Annotated in this window: 31 protein-coding genes and 2 tRNA genes; 16 read left to right on the top strand and 17 right to left on the bottom strand. The window is 51.0% G+C overall.

The features are described from left to right. Window positions 1–34 precede the first annotated feature (34 nt). The 5 genes from pdxY to anmK all read right to left on the bottom strand — a co-directional run bounded on the left by pdxY (window position 35) and on the right by anmK (window position 4,609). Window positions 35–895, bottom strand: a complete 861-nt coding sequence (pdxY, locus tag ACH0WD_RS01615) for a pyridoxal kinase PdxY (protein ID WP_000789736.1) — start codon at window positions 893–895, stop codon at window positions 35–37. A gap of 59 nt (window positions 896–954) precedes the next feature. Beyond that, window positions 955–2,229, bottom strand: a complete 1,275-nt coding sequence (tyrS, locus tag ACH0WD_RS01610; RefSeq protein ID WP_000168626.1) for a tyrosine--tRNA ligase — start codon at window positions 2,227–2,229, stop codon at window positions 955–957. A 126-nt stretch (window positions 2,230–2,355) separates the two neighbouring features. Further along, complete coding sequence (gene pdxH, locus ACH0WD_RS01605) at window positions 2,356–3,012, bottom strand: pyridoxamine 5'-phosphate oxidase (protein ID WP_001282334.1); 657 nt, start codon at window positions 3,010–3,012, stop codon at window positions 2,356–2,358. A 58-nt stretch (window positions 3,013–3,070) separates the two neighbouring features. After that, window positions 3,071–3,400, bottom strand: coding sequence for a C-type lysozyme inhibitor (mliC, locus tag ACH0WD_RS01600; RefSeq protein ID WP_001132086.1), 330 nt, complete (start codon window positions 3,398–3,400; stop codon window positions 3,071–3,073). Window positions 3,401–3,487: 87 nt separating this feature from the next. Continuing rightward, entirely contained in the window at window positions 3,488–4,609 is a 1,122-nt protein-coding gene (anmK, locus tag ACH0WD_RS01595) for an anhydro-N-acetylmuramic acid kinase (RefSeq protein WP_000835021.1), read from the bottom strand. A gap of 272 nt (window positions 4,610–4,881) precedes the next feature. On the opposite strand from anmK, the gene slyB reads away from it, so the two are divergent. Further along, on the top strand, window positions 4,882–5,349 hold the full coding sequence (gene slyB / locus ACH0WD_RS01590) for an outer membrane lipoprotein SlyB (RefSeq protein WP_000597179.1): 468 nt from the start codon (window positions 4,882–4,884) through the stop codon (window positions 5,347–5,349). Between the two features lie 47 nt (window positions 5,350–5,396). On the opposite strand, the gene slyA is transcribed toward slyB, so the two are convergent. After that, the gene (slyA, locus tag ACH0WD_RS01585) at window positions 5,397–5,837 is read right to left on the bottom strand and encodes a transcriptional regulator SlyA (protein WP_000764554.1); all 441 of its coding nucleotides are present in this window, start codon (window positions 5,835–5,837) and stop codon (window positions 5,397–5,399) included. A gap of 194 nt (window positions 5,838–6,031) precedes the next feature. Here slyA and ACH0WD_RS01580 point away from each other — a divergent pair, with 194 nt between their 5' ends. Genes ACH0WD_RS01580 through ACH0WD_RS01570 form a run of 3 tightly spaced genes read left to right on the top strand, consistent with a single transcriptional unit; the run spans window position 6,032 to window position 9,170 of the window. After that, window positions 6,032–6,268, top strand: a complete 237-nt coding sequence (locus ACH0WD_RS01580) for a DUF1656 domain-containing protein (protein WP_000649755.1) — start codon at window positions 6,032–6,034, stop codon at window positions 6,266–6,268. 2 nt (window positions 6,269–6,270) lie between these two features. Further along, complete coding sequence (locus ACH0WD_RS01575) at window positions 6,271–7,131, top strand: HlyD family secretion protein (RefSeq protein ID WP_001538147.1); 861 nt, start codon at window positions 6,271–6,273, stop codon at window positions 7,129–7,131. Then, window positions 7,131–9,170, top strand: a complete 2,040-nt coding sequence (locus ACH0WD_RS01570) for an FUSC family protein (protein ID WP_000777633.1) — start codon at window positions 7,131–7,133, stop codon at window positions 9,168–9,170. Before ACH0WD_RS01575 ends, ACH0WD_RS01570 begins: the two co-directional genes overlap by 1 nt. Here ACH0WD_RS01570 and sodC2 read toward each other — a convergent pair. The 3 genes from sodC2 to ACH0WD_RS01555 form a co-directional block, all read right to left on the bottom strand. Then, complete coding sequence (gene sodC2, locus ACH0WD_RS01565; RefSeq protein ID WP_000826828.1) at window positions 9,146–9,667, bottom strand: superoxide dismutase [Cu-Zn] SodC2; 522 nt, start codon at window positions 9,665–9,667, stop codon at window positions 9,146–9,148. The genes ACH0WD_RS01570 and sodC2 overlap by 25 nt on opposite strands. Window positions 9,668–9,746: 79 nt before the next feature. Further along, window positions 9,747–10,643, bottom strand: a complete 897-nt coding sequence (locus tag ACH0WD_RS01560) for an aldo/keto reductase family oxidoreductase (RefSeq protein ID WP_000250721.1) — start codon at window positions 10,641–10,643, stop codon at window positions 9,747–9,749. Between the two features lie 50 nt (window positions 10,644–10,693). Beyond that, window positions 10,694–10,933 carry a DUF1289 domain-containing protein gene (locus ACH0WD_RS01555; RefSeq protein ID WP_001538148.1) on the bottom strand — a complete coding sequence of 80 codons (240 nt, stop codon included), beginning with the start codon at window positions 10,931–10,933 and terminating at the stop codon, window positions 10,694–10,696. 102 nt (window positions 10,934–11,035) lie between these two features. Here ACH0WD_RS01555 and ACH0WD_RS01550 point away from each other — a divergent pair, with 102 nt between their 5' ends. The 4 genes from ACH0WD_RS01550 to rnt all read left to right on the top strand — a co-directional run bounded on the left by ACH0WD_RS01550 (window position 11,036) and on the right by rnt (window position 14,015). Then, a complete protein-coding gene (locus ACH0WD_RS01550; protein WP_001041825.1) occupies window positions 11,036–11,635 on the top strand; it encodes a TetR/AcrR family transcriptional regulator in 600 nt (199 codons plus the stop codon). Between the two features lie 58 nt (window positions 11,636–11,693). Beyond that, window positions 11,694–12,791, top strand: a complete 1,098-nt coding sequence (locus tag ACH0WD_RS01545) for an alkene reductase (protein WP_000092927.1) — start codon at window positions 11,694–11,696, stop codon at window positions 12,789–12,791. A gap of 68 nt (window positions 12,792–12,859) precedes the next feature. Continuing rightward, the gene (gloA, locus tag ACH0WD_RS01540; RefSeq protein WP_001237787.1) at window positions 12,860–13,267 is read left to right on the top strand and encodes a lactoylglutathione lyase; all 408 of its coding nucleotides are present in this window, start codon (window positions 12,860–12,862) and stop codon (window positions 13,265–13,267) included. Between the two features lie 100 nt (window positions 13,268–13,367). Beyond that, window positions 13,368–14,015 (top strand): ribonuclease T, encoded by a 648-nt coding sequence (gene rnt / locus ACH0WD_RS01535; protein WP_001282267.1) that lies wholly within the window; start codon window positions 13,368–13,370, stop codon window positions 14,013–14,015. 76 nt (window positions 14,016–14,091) lie between these two features. On the opposite strand, the gene grxD is transcribed toward rnt, so the two are convergent. Beyond that, on the bottom strand, window positions 14,092–14,439 hold the full coding sequence (gene grxD / locus ACH0WD_RS01530) for a monothiol glutaredoxin 4 (RefSeq protein ID WP_000108176.1): 348 nt from the start codon (window positions 14,437–14,439) through the stop codon (window positions 14,092–14,094). A 334-nt stretch (window positions 14,440–14,773) separates the two neighbouring features. Here grxD and ACH0WD_RS01525 point away from each other — a divergent pair, with 334 nt between their 5' ends. Both ACH0WD_RS01525 and sodB read left to right on the top strand, forming a co-directional pair. After that, the gene (locus tag ACH0WD_RS01525; RefSeq protein ID WP_001747632.1) at window positions 14,774–15,595 is read left to right on the top strand and encodes a C40 family peptidase; all 822 of its coding nucleotides are present in this window, start codon (window positions 14,774–14,776) and stop codon (window positions 15,593–15,595) included. A gap of 126 nt (window positions 15,596–15,721) precedes the next feature. Then, window positions 15,722–16,303 (top strand): superoxide dismutase [Fe], encoded by a 582-nt coding sequence (sodB, locus tag ACH0WD_RS01520; protein ID WP_000007294.1) that lies wholly within the window; start codon window positions 15,722–15,724, stop codon window positions 16,301–16,303. Window positions 16,304–16,385: 82 nt separating this feature from the next. Here sodB and ACH0WD_RS01515 read toward each other — a convergent pair whose 3' ends face one another. After that, a complete protein-coding gene (locus ACH0WD_RS01515) occupies window positions 16,386–16,475 on the bottom strand; it encodes a YnhF family membrane protein (RefSeq protein WP_000102277.1) in 90 nt (29 codons plus the stop codon). 295 nt (window positions 16,476–16,770) lie between these two features. Between ACH0WD_RS01515 and purR the strand changes: the two genes are divergently transcribed. Further along, on the top strand, window positions 16,771–17,796 hold the full coding sequence (gene purR, locus ACH0WD_RS01510; protein WP_000190992.1) for an HTH-type transcriptional repressor PurR: 1,026 nt from the start codon (window positions 16,771–16,773) through the stop codon (window positions 17,794–17,796). Here the strand turns inward: purR and punR are convergent. Further along, a complete protein-coding gene (gene punR, locus ACH0WD_RS01505) occupies window positions 17,793–18,725 on the bottom strand; it encodes a DNA-binding transcriptional activator PunR (RefSeq protein ID WP_000269523.1) in 933 nt (310 codons plus the stop codon). The genes purR and punR overlap by 4 nt on opposite strands. A 112-nt stretch (window positions 18,726–18,837) precedes the next feature. On the opposite strand from punR, the gene punC reads away from it, so the two are divergent. Both punC and cfa read left to right on the top strand, forming a co-directional pair. After that, complete coding sequence (gene punC / locus ACH0WD_RS01500) at window positions 18,838–20,043, top strand: purine nucleoside transporter PunC (protein WP_001182319.1); 1,206 nt, start codon at window positions 18,838–18,840, stop codon at window positions 20,041–20,043. Between the two features lie 289 nt (window positions 20,044–20,332). Next, window positions 20,333–21,481 carry a cyclopropane fatty acyl phospholipid synthase gene (cfa, locus tag ACH0WD_RS01495; protein ID WP_000098879.1) on the top strand — a complete coding sequence of 383 codons (1,149 nt, stop codon included), beginning with the start codon at window positions 20,333–20,335 and terminating at the stop codon, window positions 21,479–21,481. 41 nt (window positions 21,482–21,522) lie between these two features. On the opposite strand, the gene ACH0WD_RS01490 is transcribed toward cfa, so the two are convergent. Next, window positions 21,523–22,164 carry a riboflavin synthase gene (locus tag ACH0WD_RS01490; protein WP_000493971.1) on the bottom strand — a complete coding sequence of 214 codons (642 nt, stop codon included), beginning with the start codon at window positions 22,162–22,164 and terminating at the stop codon, window positions 21,523–21,525. A 216-nt stretch (window positions 22,165–22,380) separates the two neighbouring features. On the opposite strand from ACH0WD_RS01490, the gene mdtK reads away from it, so the two are divergent. From mdtK to ACH0WD_RS01475, 3 genes are all read left to right on the top strand, one after another. Then, window positions 22,381–23,754 carry a multidrug efflux MATE transporter MdtK gene (mdtK, locus tag ACH0WD_RS01485; RefSeq protein ID WP_001175081.1) on the top strand — a complete coding sequence of 458 codons (1,374 nt, stop codon included), beginning with the start codon at window positions 22,381–22,383 and terminating at the stop codon, window positions 23,752–23,754. Between the two features lie 151 nt (window positions 23,755–23,905). Next, window positions 23,906–23,982: transfer RNA gene (locus ACH0WD_RS01480), tRNA-Val, on the top strand. A 10-nt stretch (window positions 23,983–23,992) separates the two neighbouring features. Then, window positions 23,993–24,069: transfer RNA gene (locus ACH0WD_RS01475), tRNA-Val, on the top strand. A 157-nt stretch (window positions 24,070–24,226) separates the two neighbouring features. Here ACH0WD_RS01475 and ssaU read toward each other — a convergent pair. The 4 genes from ssaU to ssaR are packed head-to-tail and all read right to left on the bottom strand — an operon-like array spanning window position 24,227 to window position 26,972. Continuing rightward, window positions 24,227–25,285 (bottom strand): SPI-2 type III secretion system apparatus protein SsaU, encoded by a 1,059-nt coding sequence (ssaU, locus tag ACH0WD_RS01470; protein ID WP_001291715.1) that lies wholly within the window; start codon window positions 25,283–25,285, stop codon window positions 24,227–24,229. Continuing rightward, window positions 25,282–26,061, bottom strand: a complete 780-nt coding sequence (ssaT, locus tag ACH0WD_RS01465; RefSeq protein WP_000068763.1) for an SPI-2 type III secretion system apparatus protein SsaT — start codon at window positions 26,059–26,061, stop codon at window positions 25,282–25,284. Before ssaT ends, ssaU begins: the two co-directional genes overlap by 4 nt. After that, window positions 26,062–26,328, bottom strand: coding sequence for an SPI-2 type III secretion system apparatus protein SsaS (gene ssas / locus ACH0WD_RS01460; RefSeq protein ID WP_000999982.1), 267 nt, complete (start codon window positions 26,326–26,328; stop codon window positions 26,062–26,064). It abuts the gene before it with no gap. Beyond that, window positions 26,325–26,972: an SPI-2 type III secretion system export apparatus protein SsaR gene (gene ssaR / locus ACH0WD_RS01455; RefSeq protein ID WP_000056366.1), complete on the bottom strand. Its 648-nt coding sequence runs from the start codon at window positions 26,970–26,972 to the stop codon at window positions 26,325–26,327. The genes ssas and ssaR overlap by 4 nt, the downstream gene beginning before the upstream one ends. Between the last annotated feature and the right edge of the window lie 11 nt (window positions 26,973–26,983).

The following is a 26,983-nucleotide window of genomic DNA, read 5'->3' as shown; positions in this document are numbered from 1 at the left end:
GTACCGCCATCCGGCCTCTTTTTAGCAGCAATAATTACAGCCGCGTTGCGCTGAAGTAATGTTCAGGGTTAGCGATCCTGTCCTGGGCCGCCACGACCTGCAGTTCGTACTCCTGCATCGTTTTGGTGGCGATCATAATCTCATAGACTGCCGCCGTAACGTGCTCCAGCGCCTGCTGCAACGTCGCGCCCTGCAAAAGTTTGACCAGCAATAAACCACTGGTGACATCGCCAACGCCAACCGGCTGACGTGAGCCGAAATCCACCAGCGGACGGCTAATATGCCAGGCTTCCTGCGCTGTCACCAGCAGCATTTCAAAGCGCTCTGAACTGTAACCGGCGCGGGCGAGATGTTTTACCAGTACAATTTCTGGCCCCTGAGCAATCAGTTCACGCGCCGCCTGCACGGCGTCATTCACATTATTCACGCTATGTTTGCTGAGAATTTCCAGTTCAATCAGGTTAGGCGCGATAATATCGCTGGCGGGTAGCGCATAACGCACATGGAACTCTGCGACGCCAGGCGCCACGATACAGCCCTTTTCCGGATGCCCCATCACGGGATCGCAGAAATATTTTGCCTGCGGATTTGCCGCTTTAACCTGGCGCACAATACCGAGAATGTGTTCTCCCTGCTCGGCAGATCCCAGGTAACCGCTAAGTACGGCGTCGCAGTGCGCTAACTGGCCAATGTCCGCAATCCCCTGGACAATCTCAGTCAGATGGCTGGGCGGCATAACACAGCCGGTCCATTTACCATATTGCGTGTGGTTAGAAAACTGAACGGTATTCAGCGGCCAAACATTCGCGCCAAGACGGCGCATGGGAAATTCGGCGGCGCTGTTGCCCGCATGTCCGAAAACAACATGGGACTGGATAGCGAGGATATTCTTCATTTTTTTACCTGAACATCAAAAATAAGGGAGTGATTTCTCACTCCCTGTTACTTAATGCCTTATTTCCAGCAAATCAGACAATAGTTCTTTTTGCCGCGACGTAATAAGGTATAGCGGCCAAACAGACGGTCCTCATCGTTAAAGATGTATTCAGGATCGGATTGTTTTTCACCATTGATAGTGACAGCGTTGGAGGCGATAGTCTTACGCGCCTGACCACGCGACGGCTGGAGTTCGGCGTCTACCAGCGCCTGCATCAGGTCGGCGCCTTTTTCCATTTCAACCATCGGTACGCCGTCCTGCGCCAACTGCTCAAAGTCAGCTTCGCTCAGCGCGCTCAGTGAACCGCTGAACAGGCATTCGGTGATCCGTTTCGCCGCAACCAGCCCCTCTTCACCATGAACCAGGCGCGTCACCTGCTCGGCCAGCACATACTGCGCGCGCGGCGCTTTACCGCTGTTTTTATCTTCTTCTTCCAGGGCATTGATCTCTTCAATGTCCATAAAAGTGAAGAATTTCAGGAAGCGATAAACATCGGCATCTGCGGTGTTAATCCAGAACTGGTAGAATTTGTACGGACTGGTTTTCTTCGGATCCAGCCAGACAGCGCCGCCTTCGGTTTTACCGAATTTCGTGCCGTCAGCTTTGGTGATCAGTGGAACGGTCAAACCAAATACCTGATTCTGGTGCAGGCGACGGGTCAGGTCGATACCGGAAGTGATGTTCCCCCACTGGTCAGAACCGCCAATCTGTAAGGCAACGCCGTGCAGTTTATTCAGACAAGCGAAGTCGTACCCCTGTAGCAGGTTATAAGAGAACTCCGTGAAAGAGATACCCTGATCGTCACGGTTCAGACGCTGCTTCACCGCTTCTTTGTTGATCATCTGATTAACGGAAAAATGTTTACCGATATCGCGCAGGAAAGTCAGCACATTCATGCTGCCGAACCAGTCATAGTTATTGGCCGCGATGGCGGAGTTTTCGCCGCAATCAAAGTCCAGGAATGGGGCAACCTGTTTACGAATTTTCGCCACCCACTCCTGAACGGTCTCTTCAGTGTTCAGTTTACGCTCGGCGGCTTTAAAGCTCGGGTCGCCAATCAGACCGGTCGCGCCGCCTACCAGCGCAACAGGTTTGTGCCCTGCCTGCTGGAAGCGTTTCAGGCATAACAATGGAACCAGATGCCCCAAATGCAAGCTGTCAGCGGTAGGATCGAAGCCGCAATAGAGCGCGATCGGGCCTTGCGCCAGTCGCTCTGCCAACGCGTCTTCGTCCGTCACCTGGGCTACCAGCCCCCGCTCTTGCAATTGTTTAATCAAGTTACTGCTTGCCATCAAAATCTCCATGTATAAAACGACTGCACCTTTGCCGGTACACGACTTTTCGCCAGACGCGAAAGAGACATAGCATAAAACGGCGGATTCATCCGCACCAGTGCTTAAAACAAGATTTTTGCATCTTTAGGGCGCAAGACGGTCGATTTTCCATGCGCCGTCGTCGCGTTGGTATAAAAAGCGATCGTGCAGACGATGTTCGCCGCCCTGCCAGAACTCCATCTGTTCAATACTCACGCGAAAACCGCCCCAGAAGCTGGGTAGCGGCACTTCGCCCTGTTGAAACTTCTGCTTGAGCTCCAGGAATTTGCTTTCGAGGATACCGCGCGCGGAAATGCGGCTGGATTGTTTAGAGACCCATGCGCCGATCTGGCTGTCGCGCGGACGGCTGTGGAAATACCTCACCACCTCAAGTGTGGAGAGACGCTCGGCTTTGCCTGTCACCATCACCTGGCGTTCAAGCATATGCCAGGGAAATAACAGACTGATACGCGGATTGTGCTCAATTTGATGCGCCTTGCGGCTTCCCAGGTTGGTATAAAAGACCAGGCCTTTTTCATCATAATGCTTGAGCAACACAATACGCTGGTACGGTTGCCCCTTGTCATCTACGGTCGCCACGACCATTGCCGTCGGATCGGCCAGTCTGGCGTCGCACGCTTGCCCAAGCCAGCGCTCAAATAAGGTTAACGGTTCAGCGGGTAAATCGCGGCGACGCAAGCCGCCTTTCGTGTATTCACGGCGCAGATGCGCGATCTGCTGCAATTGGTCGTTATCAGACATGGCGTTGATCAGAAATAATCAGTGGGTGGCGCTATTGTGCGCCCCCATACTGAAAATCTCAACGCTTCGGATTTTGTAACTGACAGTTATTAAGCACAATTCTGTCTCGTTTATAGACCGTGGCGCTCTCGCCTTGCGACCAGAAAACATAAATCCCGTCGGTATAACGCGCGCCCGAGGCCGAGATTCCTTGCTTCAGGGTCAGCAGCTTATTGTCATAGACAAAACTGACCTCTTCACGCGGGTTATTGACTTTAACGGTAAGCGGCTTCTCATCACACTGGTATTCCAGCGTATCCGTTTGCATACGTTCAACAAATTGTTGATAAACGCTACAGCCGGTCAGCAGCACAGGTAAACACATTATTGCGATCTTTTTCATAGGCATATCCCGAAAGCTCTCCTGCTTCTGGAAGGGCAAACGCCCCTTCCTGACCTTGCTAGTTTACCGATATAGGGTCCGGGAAAAATTCAGTTAACTCTGAGTTATTGGGTTAGCCGGGTAAATAGCGCCTAAAACACTGGCTTCTGTAGCCCCCGTCACGGAAGGTAAATTTCCCGGCAGGCCCGCGAGCGTTCGCCAGGCAAGCCAGGCAAAGGCCAGCGCTTCCATATCATCGCCGCTGATCCCCGCCTTATCGGTGGTCGAAACCTCGATACCGGGCAACAGCGCCGCCAGACGGGCCATCACTAACGGATTCCGGCTTCCGCCGCCACAAACCATCAGCCGCTCGCAGCCGCCATTGAGCAGCACCTGTTGGGCGATGGAGACCGCCGTCAGCTCCGCCAGCGTGGCCTGTACATCGCGCGCGTCTGCGCCAGGGAAAGCCGTAAGATGACGCTCTAACCAGCCATAGTTGAAATATTCGCGTCCTGTACTTTTGGGCGCCGACGCAGCAAAGTACGGATCGCGCAACATCTTTTGCAGCAATGGAAGAATAACCTGACCTTCTTTCGCCCATGCCGCGTCTTTGTCGTAGGGCTGCGCGCATTGTCGCCAAATCCACGCATCCATCAACATATTACCCGGCCCCGTGTCGTACCCGCGCACCGCCTGTCCGGGGAAAAGCAGAGATAAATTGGCGATGCCGCCGATATTCAGGACCATACGTTTTTCCGTCGGATGTCCCAACAGCGCGTGATGGAAAGCGGGCACCAGCGGCGCGCCTTGTCCGCCCAGCGCAATATCCCGCCGCCGAAAATCGCCGACCACTGTAATCCCCGTATGGGCGACGATGTGATTATTATCGCCAATTTGCAGCGTATGCGGGGCCTCGCCGGTCGGCTCATGCCAGACCGTTTGCCCATGACAACCAATGGCGACGATATCCCGCGGCTGCAAACGTTGTTGCGCTAACAGCGCATTAACCGCCTGTGCAAAAAGCCGGCCTAACTGGGTATCCAGCTGGCCGAGTTGCGAGAGCGTAAGCGGTTGTCCCTGGCAAATATCGAGAATGCCTTTTTTCAGATGAACGGGAATGGGCCAGGTGAGACTTGCCTGTTGCGCAACCATGGTTTCATCAATTGCCGCCAGTACAACATCCACGCCATCAAGGCTGGTCCCGGACATAACGCCAATAAAACGGCCCGATTTCATACCTCTTCCTTATTAAGCTGGGTTAAGCCTTAACACTCGGCATAACGTATTTTGCAATGCGATGCCCGCGTCACGTTTTTTGCCGTGCCGTCCACGGATATCAATAACCTATCTTTTCTTGCTTCCCACTTCGTTTAAGATTAGTTAATTAACTTCTGATTATGATTTTTACATTCTTTCGGCAGAAGATATGACCTTAACTGCATAAATGCCATATAATTTAGCTATAGGGATGCTGAAATAGCGTTTCGTGAAGAACAGGAGATGGGTAAATGATTAAACGTGTACTGGCCGTTTCACTGATGGGGTTATCCTTAGCTGGGTGTGTTAACAATGATAGCCTTTCGGGTGATGTTTATACCGCATCCGAGGCTAAACAAGTTCAGAATGTAACGTACGGTACTATCGTTAACGTTCGTCCGGTTCAAATTCAGGGCGGTGATGATTCTAACGTGATTGGCGCTATCGGCGGCGCGGTGTTGGGCGGATTCCTCGGCAACACTATCGGCGGTGGTACGGGTCGTTCACTGGCGACCGCGGCAGGCGCGGTGGCTGGCGGCGTAGCGGGCCAGGGCGTCCAGAGCGCAATGAATAAAACCCAGGGTGTGGAACTGGAAATTCGTAAAGACGATGGCAACACCATTATGGTTGTGCAGAAACAAGGAAATACGCGTTTCTCGGCAGGTCAGCGTGTCGTGCTGGCCAGCAATGGCAGCCAGGTTACTGTCTCTCCACGCTAAACCAGGCTTTACGTGTGGTCACATGGCCACACGTATGCCCCTGCACCTCAATCGTGAGAGTGCAATTCCATAATGTTGTGTTCAAGTTTAGCGACAAGTTTAATCAGAAGCTCAATCTCCTCTGAAGAAATCCCAGCCAAAATTTCACCGCGCGTTTTATGAATGACCTCTTCCATCTCAGCGATCAGCGGCTCCGCTTTTTCGGTCAGTTTAATCCGCTTAGCGCGACGATCGCTGGCGCAGGTTTGCCGCGAAATTAGCCCCTTATCTTCAAGTTGATCCAACGTGCGTACCAGCGATGGCTGCTCAATGCCTATCGCTTTAGCCAATTGAATCTGCGACTGGTCAGGCGGCAATTGATGAATATTGTGCAACGTGACCCAATGTGTCTGCGTCAATTCCAGAGGCTTGAGGCGATGGTCAATCAGAGCACGCCAAATGCGCACCAACCGTGCCAGATCAGAACCTAGTGGCGATTCCAATTTCATCTCCTTATAATTAGCTTGCTAAGTTATTATGCTGATTTTAGAATAGTGTGCAGTATTTGTATTCTCAAAACAAATGTATTGCTAAATTTGCTTACCAATAGACATTTTTTCAGACATAGTGCGCACCTGGCACCTGTAGCTTCAGTTTTGGCTAAAACTAAAGTATCGATGTCTGACGCAAAGGAACATTGCTTGTGAAGTGTATACTCAACGCCACAGGATTGCCCTTACAAGATCTCATGTTGGGAGCATCTGTTTACTTTCCGCCATTCTTTAAAGCCTTTGCGCTTGGGTTCGTTATCTGGTTGTTTATTCACCGACTCCTGCGTGACCGGATATACTCTGATGAAATCTGGCATCCCCTGTTAATGGATCTCTCCCTCTTTACGCTTTGCGTATGTCTGGGCCTCGTTTTACTGATCGCGTGGTAAATATGTCGTTAAAAACAATAAAATATTTTTCTACTCTCATTGTCGCCGTTGTCGCCGTTCTGGCCGCGTGGTGGTTATGGAATTACTATATGCAGTCACCGTGGACGCGCGATGGTAAAATCCGCGCGGAACAGGTCAGCGTAACGCCGCAGGTTTCTGGCAGCATTACCCAACTCAATATCAAAGATAATCAGTTCGTCAACGCCGGGGACGTTCTCTTTGTCATTGATAAAACGCCCTTCCATATTGCAGAACTTAACGCGCAGGCGCAGTTGGCCAAAGCGCAGTCCGATCTGGCAAAAGCGAATAATGAAGCCGATCGACGTCGACATTTATCGCGTAACTACATCTCTGCTGAAGATCTGGATAGCGCCAATCTGAATGTTAAAGCGATGCAGGCCAGCGTAGATGTCGCACTGGCAACGTTAAAACAGGCGCAGTGGCAGCTTAGCCAGACGGAAGTAAAAGCGCCGGTATCCGGCTGGGTGACCAACCTTTCCACGCGTACCGGTGATTATGCCAGTACCGGTAAGCCACTTTTCGCCCTGGTAGATAGCCATTCATTTTATGTAATGGGATATTTCGAAGAAACCAAACTACGCCACATCCGCGAAGGTGAGCCTGCATTAATAACACTGTATAGTGGCAATGTTAAGTTACAGGGTCACGTTGGCAGTATCGGGCGCGCTATTTACGACCAAAGCGTGGAAAGTGACTCCGGTTTAGTGCCCGATATCAAACCCAACGTACCGTGGGTACGTCTGGCGCAACGCGTACCGGTACGTATCGAATTTGACGCTTTGCCGCAGGATATCACGCTCGTCTCCGGCACTACCTGCAGCGTAGCCATTGGACAGCGGTAATGAAACTCTCCCTGCCAGCCCTGCGAAATACGCCCTGGTTTAAAGCGACCTCCGGCCAGTGGCGTTACGCGTTGCGCAATACCATTGCCATGTGTCTCGCGCTGACATTCGCTTATTATCTCAATCTGGATGAGCCCTACTGGGCGATGACTTCGGCCGCAGTGGTGAGCTTTCCGACCGTAGGCGGCGTAATCAGTAAAAGTCTGGGGCGTATTGCCGGGAGTTTACTCGGCGCGACCGCCGCGTTGATTATTGCCGGCCATACGCTGAATGAACCCTGGTTGTTCTTATTTAGCATGGCCGCCTGGATCGGTTTTTGTACCTGGGCCTGCGCGCATTTTACCAATAATGTCGCTTATGCTTTCCAGTTGTCCGGCTACACGGCGGCGATCATCGCGTTCCCGATGGTTAATATTGTAGAAATCACGCAGTTGTGGGATATCGCCCAGGCACGTGTATGTGAAGTTATCGTCGGCATCCTCTGTGGCGGCATGATGATGATGATCCTACCCAGCACATCGGATGGCACTGCCCTGCTCACCGCGTTGAAAAACATGCATGCGCGCTTGCTGGAACATGCCAGTCTACTGTGGCAGCCGGAGACTACCGACGCTATCCGCTCCGCGCATGAGGGCGTGATTGGGCAAATCCTGACCATGAACCTGCTGCGTATTCAGGCCTTCTGGAGTCACTACCGTTTTCGCCGCCAGAATGCATTGCTAAATGCATTATTACACCAGCAATTACGGCTAACCAGCGTGATCTCCAGTCTGCGTAGAATGCTTTTAAACTGGCCGACGCCGCCGGAAAACAGCCGCGAAGTCATTGAACAACTCTTAGCTGAGTTGGCAAAACCGCGCGCGGACAGCTACACCGTGGCGCGGATTATTGCGCCGCTACGCCCGCAGGATGAACAGGATTATCGTCACCTCGCGTTCTGGCAGCGATTACGCTATTTTTGCCACTTATATCTGCGCAGCAGCCGTCAGTTATATCTGATCGAAAGCGGCGCGCCGGTGGATCAAATCCATATCCGCCGCACTCCCGGCCTTGCGCGGCATACGGATAACGCAGAGGCCATCTGGAGCGGCGTGCGTACCTTTTGCACGCTCACGGTGATTGGCGCCTGGAGTATTGGCGCGCAATGGGAATCCGGGCCTGGGGCATTAACCCTGGCGGCGATCAGTTGCGTTCTCTACTCCATCGTCGCCACGCCGTTTAAGTCGCTTTCCTTATTGATGCGTACTTTAGTGCTGCTGTCCTTATTCAGCTTCGTGGTGAAATTTGGCCTGATGGTGCAAATCACCGATCTGTGGCAATTCTTACTTTTCCTTTTTCCGCTGTTCGTCACGATGCAACTGCTTAAACTGCAGATGCCTAAGCTGGCGGGACTGTGGGGGCAGCTTATCGTCTTTATGGGCTCATTCATCGCCGTGACCAATCCTCCGGTGTACGACTTCGCCGACTTCCTTAACGATAATACCGCCAAGATCGTCGGCGTCGCGATTTCCTGGCTGGCGTTTGCGATTTTGCGCCCCGGTTCCGATGCCGTAAAAAGCCGCCGCCATATCCGCGCGCTACGCCGGGATTTCGTCGATCAGCTTAGCCGTCACCCTTCCCATAGCGAAAGCGAGTTTGAATCGCTGACCTATCATCACGTCAGTCAGCTCAGCAATAGCCAGGATGCGCTGGCGCGCCGGTGGTTATTACGTTGGGGAGTGGTACTGCTGAACTGCTCGCATGTGGTGTGGCAGCTGCGCGCCTGGGAGTCGCGTTCCGATCCGCTTTCCCGGGTGCGGGATATTTGTATATCCCTGCTGCGCGATGTGATGAGCGAGCGCGGCGTGCAGCAACGCCCGCTTGCCGTCACGCTACAGGAACTACAGCGTATCTGCGACACGCTCGCACATCATCATCAACCCGCCGCGCATGAGCTGGCGGCGATTATCTGGCGCTTACACTGTTCGCTGTCGCAGCTGGAACAGGCTCCAGCGCAGGGAACGCTGGCTCCAGGTTATTTAATGACGCCGCAGGCGTAACGCATTCCGCCGCCGCCGAGCGGTTTCGGCTGATCGGACATGTTATCGCCGCCCACATGGATCATGAGCGCTTTATCTTTCACTTCATCAAGAGACTTCAGACGCGGCGCAGTAACCGGTTCGGTGGCGATACCATCATTATTAACGACTAACACCGGGAGGTCGCCCAGATGCCCCTGGCCTTCCGGTCCTTCATGCTTGCCGGTATTTTGTGGGTCCAGATGACCACCAGCGGCTTCTGCGGCAACCGCTTTGCCGTCTTTAATCGCGGGCTGGCAGCTACCGTTGGCATGAATGTGAAAACCATGCTCGCCCGGCGGCAACGCTTTAAGGTGTGGGGTAAATTTTAAGCCACCTTCGGTTTCATCGATGACGACGGTGCCGATAGACTGTCCTACGCCTTGCGCCGTCACCAGGTTCATCTCTACTTTCTCGCTGTTGGCCTGCGCACCCGCACAGGCCAACAGCGTCACCATCGCTAAACTTAATCGCTTCATAAAACCTCCGTTACATGTGGTCGCCTGTTAAGTGTAAACCACTGGCGAAAACATGAACGGAAAGTCAACGAGTTGGCGATTACGGCACGTCATAACCCAGTGCCGCCTTGCGGATTCGGAACCACTGTTGACGCGACAATGACAGCGTTTCCGCTTCTAGTGCGGCGCGTACGCGTTCGATTTTACCCGAGCCAATAATCGGCAGCGGCTGCGACGGCAAACGTAAAATCCAGGCATAGACCACCTGTTCAATAGAACTGGCGTTGAGTTCTTGCGCGATAACGGAAAGTTCCTGGCGCAACGGCTGATAAGCCTCATCATTAAACAGCCGACCGCCGCCAAGACATGACCAGGCCATCGGACGAATACGCAGTTGCTGTAATTGATCTAATGTGCCGTCCAGCAACAAAGGCTGGTGAACCGGCGAGATCTCCACCTGGTTGGTCGCCAGGGTGAACGGCAGGCGCGATTGCAGCAACGTAAATTGCGCTGGCGTAAAATTAGAAACGCCAAAATGGCGCACTTTGCCGCTTTGATGCAGATGTTGAAACGCCTCGGCGACGTCATCCGCATCCATTAACGGATCGGGACGGTGAATTAACAACATATCCAGATAATCTGTCGCCAGATTTTTTAATGACTGTTCGGCGCTCAGAATAATATGGCGGCGATCGGTAATATAATGACCGAGCCTATTTTCCGCTCTGGCGGTGGTCGCAATACCGCATTTGGTAACGATTTGCAGTTTTTCCCGCAAATGCGGCGCCAGCGTTAGCGCCTCGCCAAACGCCGCTTCGCACTGATAACCGCCATAAATGTCCGCATGGTCAACGGTGGTGACGCCCAAATCCAGATGTTCTTCGATAAAACTCACTAACTGACGCGCGGACATATTCCAGTCCATCAAACGCCAGTAACCCATGACAAAACGCGAAAATTCCGGGCCTTGTGGAGCGATGGTGACACGCTGAACCATAACAGATTCCTCATAGAGAATAATGAGGTTGAGTATACGCAATTCCGCGTTTAAAAGAGTGAAGGTTGTTGAGGATCTTCCGATGGGAGAGGCTTATTTGCGCGTATTTTACGCAAGAAACGCTGGCGACAAAGCCGCAGTACATTTTGTTTCTCGGCATCGCTCATTTTTTGCCAGTTAAACCGTTCGTCGCGGCTGCGCATACATCCCCGACAAAAGCCACGCTCATCAGACTGGCAGATACCGCGACATGGGCTTGCTACAGGAAAAAACTCCAACTGCTCGGCCACATCCCCTCCTCAACGTTTGGCGCTTATGACTATTGAAGACGCTAACTGACATTATGGCAACTCTGCTTGCAGTAGACCGACTGGTCTACTATACTGCCTGTCATGAATAAGCAAACCGAACACGATACCCGCGAACATCTGCTGGCCACCGGCGAGCAGCTTTGTATGCAACGGGGTTTTACCGGCATGGGGCTTAGCGAGTTGCTCAAAACCGCCCAGGTGCCTAAAGGGTCGTTTTATCACTACTTTCGCTCGAAAGAAGCCTTCGGCGTCGCCATGCTTGAGCGACATTACGCCTGCTATCATCAGCGTCTTACGGCGCACTTCACCTCCGGTCCCGGTAATCATCGCGATCGTCTTCTCGCCTGGTATCAGGAAACGTTAAAGCAGTTTTGCCAGCAAGGCGCCATCAGCGGTTGCCTGACGGTGAAACTGTCAGCGGAGGTCTGCGATCTGTCGGAGGATATGCGCTCTACGATGGATAAAGGGGCGCAGGAGATCATGGCACTGCTTACACGCGCGCTGGAAGATGGTCGTAATAGCCACTGTTTACATTTCACCGGCCAGCCGTTGCCACAGGCGCAGGTACTTTATGCTCTGTGGCTGGGCGCCAATTTGCAGGCCAAAATATCCCGTAGCGCCGCGCCGCTGGAAAATGCGTTGGCGCATGTTAAGACCATCATTGCAACGCCTGAGCAGTAACAGGCGTTTTTATTTCCTTTATTACAAGACGACCGGTCTACTTATATCAGGAGCCACTATGTCATCAGCAAAACTGTTTACCCCCCTCAAGGTGGGTGCCATCACGGCGACAAATCGCGTATTTATGGCGCCTTTGACGCGTTTGCGGAGTATTGAACCGGGCGACATTCCTACGCCGTTAATGGCGGAATATTACCGTCAACGCGCCAGCGCCGGATTGATCATCAGCGAAGCCACACAAATCTCCGCACAGGCGAAAGGCTATGCCGGCGCACCGGGATTACACAGCGATGAGCAGATCGCCGCCTGGAAAAAAATCACTCAGGGAGTTCATGCTCAGGGTGGCCATATGGCGGTGCAACTGTGGCATACGGGCCGTATTTCACACGCCAGCCTGCAACCAGGCGGACAAGCGCCCGTCGCGCCATCCGCTATCAATGCGGGAACCCGCACCTCTTTGCGTGACGAAAACGGTCAGGCCATCCGCGTAGAAACTTCCACGCCGCGCGCGCTGGATACTCACGAGATCCCCGGGATCGTCAACGATTTCCGCCAGGCTATCGCCAATGCCCGAGAGGCAGGCTTCGATCTGGTGGAGCTGCACTCCGCGCACGGTTATCTGCTGCACCAGTTCCTCTCACCGTCTTCTAATCACCGTACCGATCAGTACGGCGGCAGCGTAGAGAATCGCGCCCGTCTGGTGCTGGAGGTGGTTGATGCCGGCATTAAGGAATGGGGCGCGGACCGTATCGGCATCCGCCTTTCTCCTGTCGGCACTTTCCAGAATGTCGATAACGGCCCGAATGAAGAAGCTGACGCCCTTTATCTGATTGAAGCGTTAGGCAAACGCGGCATTGCTTATCTGCATATGTCTGAACCAGACTGGGCGGGCGGCGAACCGTACAGCGACGCGTTCCGTGAAAAAGTGCGCGCACGTTTCCACGGTCCCATCATCGGCGCTGGCGCCTATACGCCAGAAAAAGCGGAAGATCTGATCGAAAAAGGGCTGATTGACGCCGTGGCGTTTGGTCGCGATTACATCGCTAACCCGGATCTGGTAGCGCGTCTGCAATGTAAAGCGAAACTCAATCCACAGCGTCCCGAAAGTTTTTATGGCGGCGGCGCGGAAGGCTACACTGACTACCCTACTCTGTAATTTCATTGATAGCGGCCTCACATCGCCGCTATACTTTGAATATCTTGACTATTTTAAGGACAACGAAAATGCGTTTATTGCATACTATGCTGCGCGTCGGCGATTTGCAGCGTTCCATCGCTTTTTACACTAACGTTCTGGGCATGAAATTGCTGCGTACCAGTGAGAATCCGGAATACAAATACTCGCTGGCCTTTGTGGGATATGGTCCGGAAACGGAAGAAGCGGTCATCGAACTAACCTATAACTGGGGCGTTGAGAGCTACGACATGGGCAATGCGTACGGGCATATCGCGCTGAGCGTTGACAATGCTGCTGAAGCCTGTGAACGCATTCGTCAAAACGGCGGCAACGTGACCCGTGAAGCGGGGCCGGTAAAAGGCGGTTCGACCATCATCGCCTTCGTTGAAGATCCGGATGGCTATAAAATCGAATTGATTGAAGCTAAAGACGCAGGCCGCGGTCTGGGTAACTGATCCCCCGCCGGGCGCAGGTCACTGCGCCCGTTGTTTTACTGCATCCCGGCGTAAAATTTGCCATAATACGCGCTGCATTTTTTCGTATTAAGAGACTCAGATGTCCGATAACGCTCAACTTTCCGGTCTGTGCGACCGTTTTCGTGGTTTTTATCCTGTCGTCATCGACGTTGAAACTGCAGGATTTAACGCTAAAACCGATGCGCTGCTCGAAATCGCCGCCATCACGCTGAAAATGGATGAACAAGGCTGGCTGATGCCGGACATGACGCTGCATTTCCATGTGGAGCCATTCGCTGGAGCCAACTTACAGCCGGAAGCGCTCGCGTTTAACGGTATCGATCCCTCTAACCCGCTACGCGGCGCGGTGAGTGAATATGAGGCGCTACACGCTATTTTCAAAATGGTGCGTAAAGGTATCAAAGACAGCGGTTGTAGCCGCGCCATTATGGTCGCGCATAACGCCACTTTTGATCACAGTTTTATGATGGCCGCCGCAGAGCGCGCCTCGCTGAAACGTAACCCGTTTCATCCGTTCGTCACCTTTGATACTGCGGCATTGAGCGGACTGGCGCTGGGACAAACGGTGTTATCAAAAGCGTGCCTGGCGGCAGGTATGGAGTTTGACGGCGAAAAGGCCCATTCCGCTTTGTATGATACCGAGCGGACAGCGGTGCTGTTTTGTGAAATCGTCAATCGCTGGAAGCGCCTGGGCGGCTGGCCGTTACCTTTGCCGACGGACAAATAACGAGGCTAACAACGCCGCTCTTGCTCACGATGGCGGTAAAAAGCGACCTTTACAGGTCGCTTTCCTCTTGCACAGATTACTCTGCGTCCGGCTCCTGAGTTTTATATTTTGCCGCAGTTTCTTTAATAAGCTGCTGCAGCTCGCCACGCTGATACATTTCAATCACAATATCACACCCGCCGACCAGCTCGCCGTCCACCCACAGTTGTGGGAATGTCGGCCAGTTGGCGTATTTCGGTAATTCAGCGCGAATATCCGGGTTTTGCAGGATATCAACATAGGCAAAACGTTCCCCGCAGGCTGAAAGCGCCTGAACGGCCTGCGCAGAGAAACCACAGCTTGGCAGTTTCGGTGAACCTTTCATATACAGGAGAATCGGGTTTTCAGCGATCTGGCGCTGAATTTTTTCGATAGTGGTGCTCATTGTCTCGCTTCCTTAAACTACTTTTACGACCGAAGCCTGTCATTGTAACGGGTCAGGCTGGCAACGGAAAATAACATTTTCATCATGCCTTATTATTTTACCGTCTGCGGGAATAAGTTGTATACAAAATATCTTTTAAGCGGGTTGCCGAGCAGTGATTTGTAGATAACGCGTTTGTGTTTAGCATTAATTGCTATTTTTTTACATCTGTTAACGAAACACAGCTTCAGAAACCAAAAGCAATTACCAATCTGTGCTTTTGTAGATTAGAATTATCAGGTTTTGTAAATCATACGCAGGCATGAATCGCCTGCCTTTAACAGAGGATTGCTCAGTGGCGCGGATAAACAAAATCTCGATCACGCTCTGTGCTTTACTTTTTACTACTCTCCCCTTTACGCCAATGGCCCATGCTTCCAGGCAAGCCAAAGCGACGCCTGCTGTTTCTCATGTCACGAAAACGGCAGATAAAAAGAAAAGCACAACGAAAAAGATCAGTAAAAACAGCAAAAAAAACGTAAAAAAAACCTCAAAAACCAGCCGTTCTTCTTCCGCTTCTACGCCAAAACGTACCACCGCCTCCACGAAATCTCGTCATACGACGCATCGTCGTAACAGAACCGCGCCCACGTCAATCGCCGCCCTCGACGTAACGGAAAAATGCACGACGCGTAAAGGCCGTAAGCCGCACTGCGTGAAGGGGAAAGGAACATTGCCGGTCTCTATTGCCGATGCGCATCGTGCAAAAGTACAAAAAGCGACGAAAACCGCGATGTCCAAACTCATGAATCAGATTGGTAAACCGTATCACTGGGGAGGCGCGTCGCCGCGCACCGGTTTTGATTGCAGCGGTCTGGTTTATTATGCCTATAAAGATTTAGTGAAGATCCGTATCCCCCGAACGGCGAATGAGATGTATCACCTGCGTGACGCGGCGCCCATTGAGCGTAGCGAGTTGAAAAACGGCGATCTGGTGTTCTTCCGTACGCAGGGGCGCGGCACCGCCGATCACGTTGGCGTCTATGTCGGCAACGGTAAGTTTATTCAGTCCCCGCGCAGCGGTCAGGAAATTAAGATCACCTCACTGAACGAAGAGTACTGGCAACGTCATTATGTCGGCGCTCGTCGGGTGATGACGCCTAAAACAATTCGCTAATATTTTATCCTGTCGTTTAACGACAGGATAACTTCTTCTTTTGCGCCACCTCTCAATTTGCTACCCTATCCTTACGCGCACCAGGGTTATTGTGCGTGCGCAATATTAATAATAAGGAGAGAAGCAATGTCGTTCGAATTACCTGCATTACCGTATGCCAAAGATGCTCTGGCGCCGCATATTTCTGCTGAGACGCTGGAATATCACTATGGCAAACATCATCAGACTTACGTGACCAATCTTAACAATTTGATCAAAGGCACGGCGTTTGAAGGCAAATCGCTGGAAGAGATCGTACGCGCCTCCGAAGGCGGTATCTTTAATAACGCCGCTCAGGTGTGGAACCACACCTTCTACTGGAACTGCCTGGCGCCAAACGCTGGCGGCGAACCGACCGGGAAACTGGCTGATGCTATCGCGGCATCTTTTGGCAGCTTCGCGGAATTTAAAGCGCAGTTCACCGATGCCGCTATCAAAAACTTTGGTTCCGGATGGACATGGCTGGTAAAAAGCGCTGATGGCAAACTGGCTATCGTTTCTACCTCAAATGCCGGTACGCCGCTGACTACGGATGCAACGCCGTTGCTGACGGTTGATGTGTGGGAACACGCGTATTACATCGACTACCGCAACGCCCGTCCAAACTATCTGGAGCATTTCTGGGCGCTGGTTAACTGGGAATTTGTTGCGAAAAATCTCGCCGCATAAGTCTGAGTACGCAGAAGGTACGCCTTCTGCGTTTTAGAGAGGGATAGAATAGAGGAGACGCCCACCCTCAGAAGAGAGGAAATCAGTGCAGAGCGGCCGTTAATCCACCTGCGACAATCACGCCCAGAACAATCAGCGTAGTAATCAACGAAAATTTCAGGTCGGTACTCATCAAGTTTTCTCCTTTTTATTCCCACACAAAAAGTGATATAGCGCATTTTTGCACATTCCCGCACAAAAATCTCTCATGTTTTATATTGATAACTGTTTTTAACGCTTCCCCTTTTCCTCAAGATCAGACAAAATTCCAGGCTTACTGAATTAGCGTAACGGCCATTGACCCCTTCCTGACGTTCCGTGTCGTTTTTCCGGCGTGCCGCAACCCTGATGTTGCGATTAGGGTGTGTGTAGGCAAACGTTTACCTGGCGTTTCTCAGGAGCTTAGCGAGGGTCTGGAGTGAAATGTAATGGCAACAATTAAAGATGTAGCGAAACGAGCAAACGTTTCCACTACAACTGTATCACACGTAATCAACAAAACGCGTTTTGTCGCTGAAGAAACGCGTAACGCGGTCTGGGCGGCAATTAAAGAGCTGCACTACTCTCCCAGCGCCGTCGCGCGTAGCCTGAAGGTTAACCATACCAAGTCGATAGGCTTACTGGCGACCAGCAGCGAAGCGGCCTATTTTGCCGAAATTATCGAGGCAGTTGAAAAAAACTGTTTCCAGAAAGGCTATACGCTGATTTTAGGCAACGCCTGGAATAACCTGGAAAAACAGCGCGCCTACCTGTCCATGATGGCGCAAAAGCGCGTGGATGGCCTACTGGTGATGTGTTCTGAGTATCCAGAACCTCTGCTTTCCATGCTGGAAGAGTATCGCCATATTCCGATGGTGGTGATGGACTGGGGTGAAGCGAAGGCCGATTTTACCGACACGGTGATTGATAACGCCTTTGCAGGCGGCTATATGGCGGGTCGTTATCTGGTTGAACGCGGCCACCGGGATATCGGCGTTATTCCCGGCCCGCTGGAGCGCAACACCGGCGCGGGCCGGCTGGCAGGCTTTATGAAAGCTATGGAGGAGGCGCTGATCAACGTGCCGGACAACTGGATTGTTCAGGGCGACTTCGAGCCGGAATCCGGTTACCACGCGATGCAGCAAATCTTATCGCAGTCACATCGCCCTACCGCCGTTTTCTGCGGCGGCGATATTATGGCGATGGGCGCGCTTTGCGCGGCTGACGAAATGGGGCTTCGCGTACCGCAGGACGTTTCGGTGATCGGTTATGACAATGTGCGTAACGCCCGTTTCTTTACCCCGGCGCTGACGACGATTCACCAGCCCAAAGACTCTTTAGGCGAAACCGCATTTAATATGCTACTGGATCGCATCGTCAATAAGCGTGAAGAGTCACAGTCTATTGAAGTTCATCCACGCCTGGTTGAGCGTCGCTCGGTCGCTGACGGCCCGTTCCGCGACTATCGGCGTTAATCCCCACTGTCGGGAGCCTCTTCTGGCTCCCGCAGCCACTCCCGATTCAACGTTTCGCTATCGCCCAAATAGTCCAGCAGCCATGCCAGCGCGGGCGAGGCTTCGTTTTGCTGCCACGTCACGCAACAGGCCGCATCGGGAAACGGATTCTCTAACGTCAGCGCCACCCATTTTCCGCTGTCTATCCACTGTCGGGCAAAATGCGTCGGCACCATTCCCACGCATAGTCCTGCCGACAGGCAGGTTGCCGATGACTCCCAGTCCGGTACGACGACCCTTTTTTGGTTATCCAGCAGCCAGGTAATCCGTTTCGGTAAGGTTCGCGAAGTGTCTTCCCTGACCAGCGACGGCCAGTTGCGCAGGGTATCATCGCTTAACGGCCCAGGCATCGACGCCAGCGGGTGATCGCTTGCCACTACGCAGCTCCAGCTCAGGGTCCCCATATCCCGAAAAGCGTAACGCCCCCCTACCGGAATCGCCTGCGTCGCCCCAATCGCCAGTTCGACACGCCCGTCGGAGAGCGCGTCCCAGACGCCGTTAAACACCTCCTGAAAAACCAGCAGTTCAACATCGTCAAAATGGCGATAGAAATCGACGATCATCTGCCGGGTACGTTCTGGTCTGACGATATTGTCCACCGCAATAGCTAACTGCCCGCGCCAGCCATTAGCAATTTGCTGACACTGCTGGCGAGTGATCTGCATTTTTTTGATAACAGAACGCCCTTCTTTTAAAAACCAGACGCCAGCAGGCGTCAGTTCAACATCACGGTGACGTCGTACAAAAAGCGGTACGGCCAGCCACTCCTCTAGCTGACGAACGGTATAACTGACTGCTGAAGGCACACGGTGCAGTTCCTGCGCCGCCGCGCTAAAACTGCCATTGCGCGCCACGGCGTCAACCACTTCAAGCGAGTATTCCGACCACATAATTTGCCTACAAAAATTTTGAATTCACTGGACAAATATTAACGTTTCACAACCGTAATTTCACTCCCTACACTCTGCGACAATGTCTGTCTGATAAGAAAGAGAAACAAATATGCAACCTGGAAAAGGTTTTTTAGTCTGGTTAGCCGGTCTTAGCGTGCTGGGATTTCTGGCTACGGACATGTACCTGCCCGCGTTTGCCGCCATACAGGCGGATTTACAAACGCCTGCCGCCGCTGTCAGCGCCAGCCTCAGCCTGTTTTTAGCTGGCTTTGCCGTCGCGCAACTACTTTGGGGACCGCTATCGGATCGTTATGGCCGTAAACCGATTTTACTGCTGGGGTTATCTATCTTTGCGCTCGGAAGTCTGGGGATGCTGTGGGTAGAAAGCGCGGCAGCACTGCTGACGCTGCGCTTTGTGCAGGCCGTCGGCGTTTGTGCGGCAACGGTAATCTGGCAAGCGCTGGTGACCGATTATTATCCTTCGCAAAAAATTAACCGTATCTTCGCCACTATCATGCCACTGGTGGGATTATCCCCGGCGCTTGCGCCCTTACTGGGAAGCTGGATACTGACGCATTTCTCATGGCAGGCGATTTTCGCCACCCTGTTCGTGATTACGTTGTTGCTGATGTTGCCGGCGCTGCGCTTAAAACCATCGGTAAAAGCGCGTACCGAGGGACAGGATAAACTCACTTTCGCGACGTTGTTACGCTCTAAAACCTATCGCGGTAATGTGCTGATTTATGCCGCCTGTTCCGCCAGCTTTTTTGCGTGGCTAACAGGGTCGCCGTTTATTCTCAGCGCGATGGGTTACAGCCCGGCAGTGATTGGCCTGAGCTATGTTCCGCAAACCATCGCTTTTCTGATTGGCGGATATGGTTGCCGCGCGGCGCTACAAAAATGGCAGGGCTACCAATTGCTTCCGTGGCTGTTAGGGCTGTACGCGCTGAGCGTTATCGCCACCTGGGGAGCGGGCCTTCTGAATAATACCTCACTGGTGGAGATCCTGATTCCTTTCTGCGTAATGGCGATTGCTAATGGCGCAATTTACCCTATCGTCGTCGCGCAAGCGTTACGCCCTTTCCCTCAAGCCACGGGGCGCGCTGCGGCGCTACAAAATACGCTGCAGCTGGGGTTATGTTTCCTGGCAAGCCTGGTGGTTTCATGGCTCATCAGCACGCCGCTGCTGACCACCACCAGCGTAATGCTCTCTACCGTTGTTCTGGCGGCGTTAGGCTACAAAATGCAGTCTCATGCAGATTGCGCTGAGACCGGGTTTCCCCATGCCAATGTCGCCCACGACAAGTCTCACTAAAGGCTTGTTAACCGCTGGTAATTAGCACGCTAACAATTTTCGGTTGAATCATCAAAAATTGCGGCCTATACTGATTCACGGTTGTTTATATTACGATAATTATTAGGCATTAACGGGAACCGGAGCGTTCCCGATTCACCATGGATGGCCTTTTCGGCAAGGGCTCCTCCCTTCCTCTGTTCTACGTCGGATAACTGGCTCACGGAATTGTCCGTGGGATTTCTCACAAAGCCAAAAAAGCGTCTACGCTGTTTTAAGGTTCTGATCACCGTCCAGTGATGGAGAAACTATGAGTTCATCGTGTATAGAAGAAGTCAGCGTACCGGATGATAACTGGTACCGAATCGCCAACGAATTGTTAAGTCGCGCGGATATTACAATTAATGGTTCCGCCCCGTCTGACATTCGTGTTAAGAATCCCGATTTTTTTAAACGCGTCCTTCAGGAAGGATCGTTGGGGTTAGGTGAGAGTTACATGGATGGCTGGTGGGAATGCGAGCGTCTGGATATTTTCTTCAGCAAAGTCTTACGTGCCGGTCTTGAAAATCAACTCCCCCACCATGTTAAAGATACGCTCCGCATCCTCGGCGCGCGTCTGATTAATCTACAAAGTAAAAAACGCGCCTGGATTGTCGGCAAGGAACATTACGATCTTGGTAATGACCTTTTTTCCCGTATGCTCGATCCCTATATGCAATATTCTTGCGCCTACTGGAAAGATGCCGATACGCTGGAAGCGGCACAGCAAGCCAAGCTGAAATTAATTTGCGAAAAGCTACAGCTACAACCGGGGATGCGTGTGCTGGATATCGGCTGCGGCTGGGGCGGCCTGTCGCAATATATGGCGACCCATTATGGCGTTAGCGTGGTGGGCGTAACGATCTCCGCTGAACAACAAAAAATGGCGCAGACGCGTTGCGAAGGTCTGGATGTCTCCATTCTCCTCGAAGATTATCGCGACCTTAACGATCAGTTTGACCGAATCGTCTCTGTCGGCATGTTCGAACATGTCGGGCCAAAAAACTACAACACCTATTTTGAGGTTGTTGACAGGAATTTAAAACCGGATGGTCTTTTCCTGCTCCATACTATTGGTTCTAAAAAAACCGATCATAATGTCGATCCGTGGATCAATAAGTATATTTTCCCCAACGGTTGTTTGCCGTCTGTTCGTCAAATCGCCGAGGCCAGCGAATCACACTTTGTAATGGAAGACTGGCATAACTTTGGCGCCGACTATGACACGACTCTGATGGCGTGGCATGAGCGCTTTATCAATGCCTGGCCAGAGATTGCGGGCAATTATAACGAGCGCTTTAAACGTATGTTCAGCTATTATCTCAATGCCTGCGCGGGTGCGTTTCGCGCGCGTGATATCCAGCTTTGGCAGGTGGTATTTACGCGCGGCGTTGAAAACGGTCTGCGCGTTCCTCGCTAATCATCGCCCCCGCATTTCATGCGGGGGAATCTTATTTTCCGTTAGCCAATGTCGGCCTGATTTCTGACCGCATTTTCTCGTGCAGCCAGTACGCGTTCTACGGTATCGACAACCGCCTGCGTTTGCGGATCGATCTCGATATTCACACGCTCACCCAGTTTTTTTCTGCCAAGCGTAGTACGCTCCAGCGTTTCCGGAATGAGATGCACGCAGAAGCGAGTTGGCGTTACCTCGCCGACGGTTAAACTGATGCCGTCGACGCCGATAAAGCCTTTGTACAGGATATACTTCATCAGGGACGCATCCTGCACTTTAAACCACACCTGATGGTTATTTTCTGAGGTCAGGATTTTCGCGATCTCTGCCGTCGTAATAATATGCCCCGACATCAGATGTCCACCGATTTCATCGCTGAATTTGGCGGCGCGCTCTACGTTGACCTCATCACCTACCCTCAACGCGCCCAGATTGGTGATGCGCAACGTTTCTTTCATCAGATCAAAGCTTATCTGGTTGCCGTTTATTTCAGTCACCGTCAAACAGCATCCGTTATGCGCTACCGACGCCCCCGTCTCCAGCCCCTCCAGCATGTAGTCCGGTAACGTCACCACATGGGTGCGAAAGTTGGGTTTTTCATCAATCGATACCAGTTTCGCGGTACCCTGTACGATCCCCGTAAACATATCTTCAACTCCTGAAATAAATAAAAGCAGAACTGTTCAGCACAATAGCAGGTGGAAAAACAGCTTGCCAGCAATGCGCCGTTAACAACTGTTTTTTCGCTGGAGAAATAGTAATACCCCGCTACAATAGACTGAAATTTCCCCTGCTATTTCTTTTGGCTGCCACTACGGCGGCTTTTTAGTCTTTCATATAACAACAAAATAAAAGGTGAATACGTGCAGAAGTATACCAGTGAAGCGCGTCAGTTATTAGCGTTAGCGATACCGGTGATCCTTGCGCAAGTGGCACAGACCGCAATGGGATTCGTCGATACCGTCATGGCAGGAGGCTATAGCGCTACGGACATGGCTGCCGTCGCTATCGGCACCTCTATCTGGCTTCCCGCCATTTTGTTTGGTCACGGCTTACTGCTGGCCTTGACGCCTGTGATTGCGCAACTCAATGGCTCCGGCCGTCGTGAGCGTATCGCGCATCAGGTTCGACAAGGGTTCTGGCTGGCGGGCTTTGTCTCCGTGCTGGTGATGATCGTCTTGTGGAATGCCGGATACATTATCCGCTCCATGCATAATATTGATCCGGCGCTGGCCGATAAAGCCGTGGGTTATCTTCGCGCGCTGCTGTGGGGCGCGCCAGGATACCTTTTCTTTCAGGTAGCGCGAAACCAGTGCGAAGGTCTGGCCAAAACCAAACCGGGTATGGTGATGGGATTTTTGGGCCTGCTGGTAAATATTCCGGTGAACTATATTTTTATCTATGGCCATTTTGGTATGCCGGAACTCGGCGGTATCGGCTGCGGCGTTGCGACCGCGGCGGTCTATTGGGTGATGTTTATCGCCATGCTTTCTTACATTAAACACGCGCGTTCAATGCGTGATATTCGTAATGAAACAGGCTTTGGCAAACCCGATAGCGTCGTCATGAAGCGCCTGATTCAACTAGGGTTGCCGATTGCGCTGGCGCTGTTCTTTGAAGTGACGTTGTTTGCGGTCGTTGCGCTGTTGGTTTCGCCATTAGGTATTGTGGATGTCGCGGGTCATCAGATTGCGCTTAACTTTAGCTCGCTGATGTTCGTGCTGCCGATGTCGCTGGCTGCGGCGGTAACGATTCGAGTGGGTTATCGTCTGGGCCAGGGCTCAACGCTGGATGCGCAAACCGCAGCGCGTACCGGTTTAGGCGTTGGCATTTGTATGGCTGTGGTTACCGCGATCTTTACCGTTACTCTGCGTAAGCATATTGCTTTGCTCTACAATGACAACCCTGAGGTCGTGGCGCTTGCCGCGCAATTAATGCTGCTCGCTGCGGTTTATCAGATTTCCGACTCTATACAGGTTATCGGCAGCGGTATTCTGCGCGGTTATAAAGATACGCGTTCCATCTTTTTTATCACCTTTACCGCCTACTGGGTGTTAGGTTTACCCAGCGGTTATATCCTGGCGTTAACGGATCTGGTGGTTGATCGTATGGGACCGGCGGGCTTCTGGATGGGGTTCATCATCGGCCTGACCTCGGCGGCGGTGTTAATGATGCTACGGATGCGCTATCTACAACGTCAGCCGTCCGCCATCATTTTGCAGCGCGCTGCGCGATAATACGACGATAGCCGTCGCATGGCGGCTATTTTCTCGACATGTTGCATATTTCCACCGCAATCAGGTGATTTCAGGAAGAAAATTGCGATTTCCCTCTTGCCTCATTGCAGTTGTGACGCTAATATTCGTCCCCGTTGTCACCTACAACGTTGCGTTCATAGCTCAGTTGGTTAGAGCACCACCTTGACATGGTGGGGGTCGTTGGTTCGAGTCCAATTGAACGCACCATCATTTTAATGCGTCTGTAGCTCAGTTGGTTAGAGCACCACCTTGACATGGTGGGGGTCGATGGTTCGAGTCCATTCAGACGCACCAATCCATTATCTTGTTTAATTTTATAATACGCTATCTGGTGCTTGTGCCAGACTAAAAGCGATTATTTTCAGTCTCTCACCTTTATCGTCAAGCGCTGCTCTGTACGCTATTACCCTCTTAACCTTCGCAGTGGCCTGAAGAAGCATACCAAAGGCATTTATGGTGTTTCGGTAGAATGCGCATAATCTATCTTCATCACCATACGTAACAAGGCTGCAACGGGTTCAAATAACGTTTCAGGAATTTTATCTCCGCGTTCCACTTCAAAAAATAATGAGCGGGCCAACTCAACATTTTCAACAACGGGGATGCAGTTGCGTTCAGCGATGTTAACAATATAGTTAGCTTGAGCATCACTGCCTTTTTCCAGGACGCGTGGTATTGGCATATCGGTGGGATGATAGCCAAGACAAACCGCAATATGCGTTGGATTACGCACTACCGCAACAGATTGTTTAACAGATTGAGCTAAACTCCCACTTTGTATTTCACTCTGCATTTCCCGACGCCGCGTCTTCATTTGAGGGTCGCCCTCCAGATCTTTATGCTCCTGTTTTACGTCATCTTTACTCATTTTTAGATCTTTTCTAATCTTATAATATTGAAAAGAATAGTCCAGTATGCCAACGACGATATAAAAAGCCATCACCCCTACCCATAACCATTTTATTAAAGAAGAAACCACAAGCACGCCACAGGCTAACCCACAGTACGGTAGCGCCCGAAAAGTACTGGCATAATAATAAAAGAAAAAGGCAAAGATAAGAGATAGCATGATAACTTTCAGGCTGGATTTACATAATTCTACTACGCTATGCAAAGAGAATATCTGCTTAAAATTACTTACCGGATTTATATGCTCGCTTTTAAAACCAATGGCTTTGCTGGCAATAACCACCCCCACCTGAAGAAACACGCTACCCACAGTAGCAACTATTACCCCAGCGCCCAGAAACAGCAGTGCAGAAGTCAATGACTCTATTAAAGCATGACTCAATTGCGTTAATGCATAAGAAAATGGTTTATTTACTAATTGTAATGTGAAAGTTATTGACTCAATCAGTATCAAAATCATCTTTTCAGTAAAGAAATGAAAATACAAATAAAGCGCAATCAGCTGAAATAATGATGTTATTTCGATACTTTTGACGACCTGCCCTTCCTTACGACCATCACGTAATTTCTTTTCTGTAGGCTGTTCTGTTTTCTCGCTCATACAGATGGAAACCAGTCTTTTAGATAAATATAAAACTTATCGCTTTCAACCAAATAGTGATGAAGAGCATAAGGGAATGAGATCAGGAGCGTGAGTAGAACTAATATACTTTTGAGCGGCATTGAGAAGAAAAACACATTCAGTTGTTGTGCCGACCGATTTAAAAGACCTAAAGCCAGATCGGCTAATACCATACATATTATGGCAGGAACAGAGAAACTGACACATAATTGATAAAGCGTTCTCCACTCTGCCTGGATATATTTTAAAAATTGCCGGTCAAATAATAAAGTACGCCCTGGTGGTAAATATTGATATGACTCATACAGAATATTTAATATAAACTCCATGCCGCCGCTTATAAAGAAAATAACACACAAAAACTGGCTGAAAAGCAAGCCAAAAAGTGAGGTTTCAGCTTCCATTGTAGAATTGAATATCGTACCCATTGTCGCGCCACGTAAAGTATCAAGCAGAAACCCCGCCATATCAACGGCCCAAAAGGGAACCGCCGCACAAAACCCAATTAAAAAACCAATAATCACCTCTCCAGTGACTAACCCTAACCAACTGTAATCTTTACCAATATGCATCATAATCTTCTGCTGGTAAATGATTGGTAATATCGGAAAGGTAAGTGACATAAGCACGCCATTACGTAAAAGTGCGGCCCCTAAACTGCCACTTTTTAATAAGGGAAGTAATAAAGAAAGGCTCAATGGTCGAATAAAAGCCACAGCCAATGCAATAAGCCACTCATTTACCTGTTGTGCCATTCAACCATGCTCTCCAATTCGTAACATTATCTGCCGGGTATAATTCAACAGGATACCGCTAAGCCATGGGTAGCTGACCATTAAGGTTATTGCAATTGCCAATAATTTAATCATGAACTGTAGCGTTTGGTCCTGTATTTGAGTCAAGGCCTGAACAAGGCTTACGATGACACCAACTACCGATGCCACCAACACCACCGGCATAGACGTAAAAAGGACGATCCATAAAAGTTGCGTTACAAATTGCGTCAATTCAGAATCATTCATGAAAAGCTCTGTACCAATTTCGCCAGTGTCAGATCCCAACCGCCTGCCAGTAAAAATATTAGCAGCTTAAACGGTAATGAAATGGTCATCGGCGACACCATCATCATCCCCATAGCCAGCAGTATATTTGAAATAAGCAGGTCAATAGCCAGAAAGGGAAGATAAATAAGTAATCCAATCCGAAATGCCTGCGTTAACTGACTCACCGTAAATGCCGGAATTAATATGAGCAAAGAATCAGGTTTTATCTTTCTTTTTATGTCTTCAGGCCAGGTTCGTTTTATCAAATTCCGAAAATAATTGGCTTCCTTCTCTTCAGAGTTTTTTTGCAAAAACTGTCGATAAGGCGCTAATGCTTTACTGTCCCACTCAGACGTCCAGAAAGGAGCGCCAGCGACCTGAACCGGATGCCAGCGCTCTTTTACAGCTAATAGCGTCGGCCCCATAATGAATAAGGAAAGTACAAGCGCAAGGCCATACAGTGCGATATTTGGGGGAACTTGTTGAATACCCAGAGCATTTCGTAAAATCGAAAATACCACCGCCAGTTTAAGGAAAGAAGTTCCCATGACGATAATGAGAGGCAGTATTGAAAGCAGAAACAATATACCAATCAGTTGCAAAGGCGAATCGGGTAAAGACATACTGTATCTCT

Origin of the sequence: Salmonella sp. 2020_1395, from assembly GCF_043848115.1 — a bacterium.
Classification (GTDB): Bacteria; Pseudomonadota; Gammaproteobacteria; order Enterobacterales; family Enterobacteriaceae; genus Salmonella; species Salmonella enterica.
Note: the sequence above shows the minus strand (reverse complement) of the source record. Positions and strands in the feature narration are given on the sequence as shown.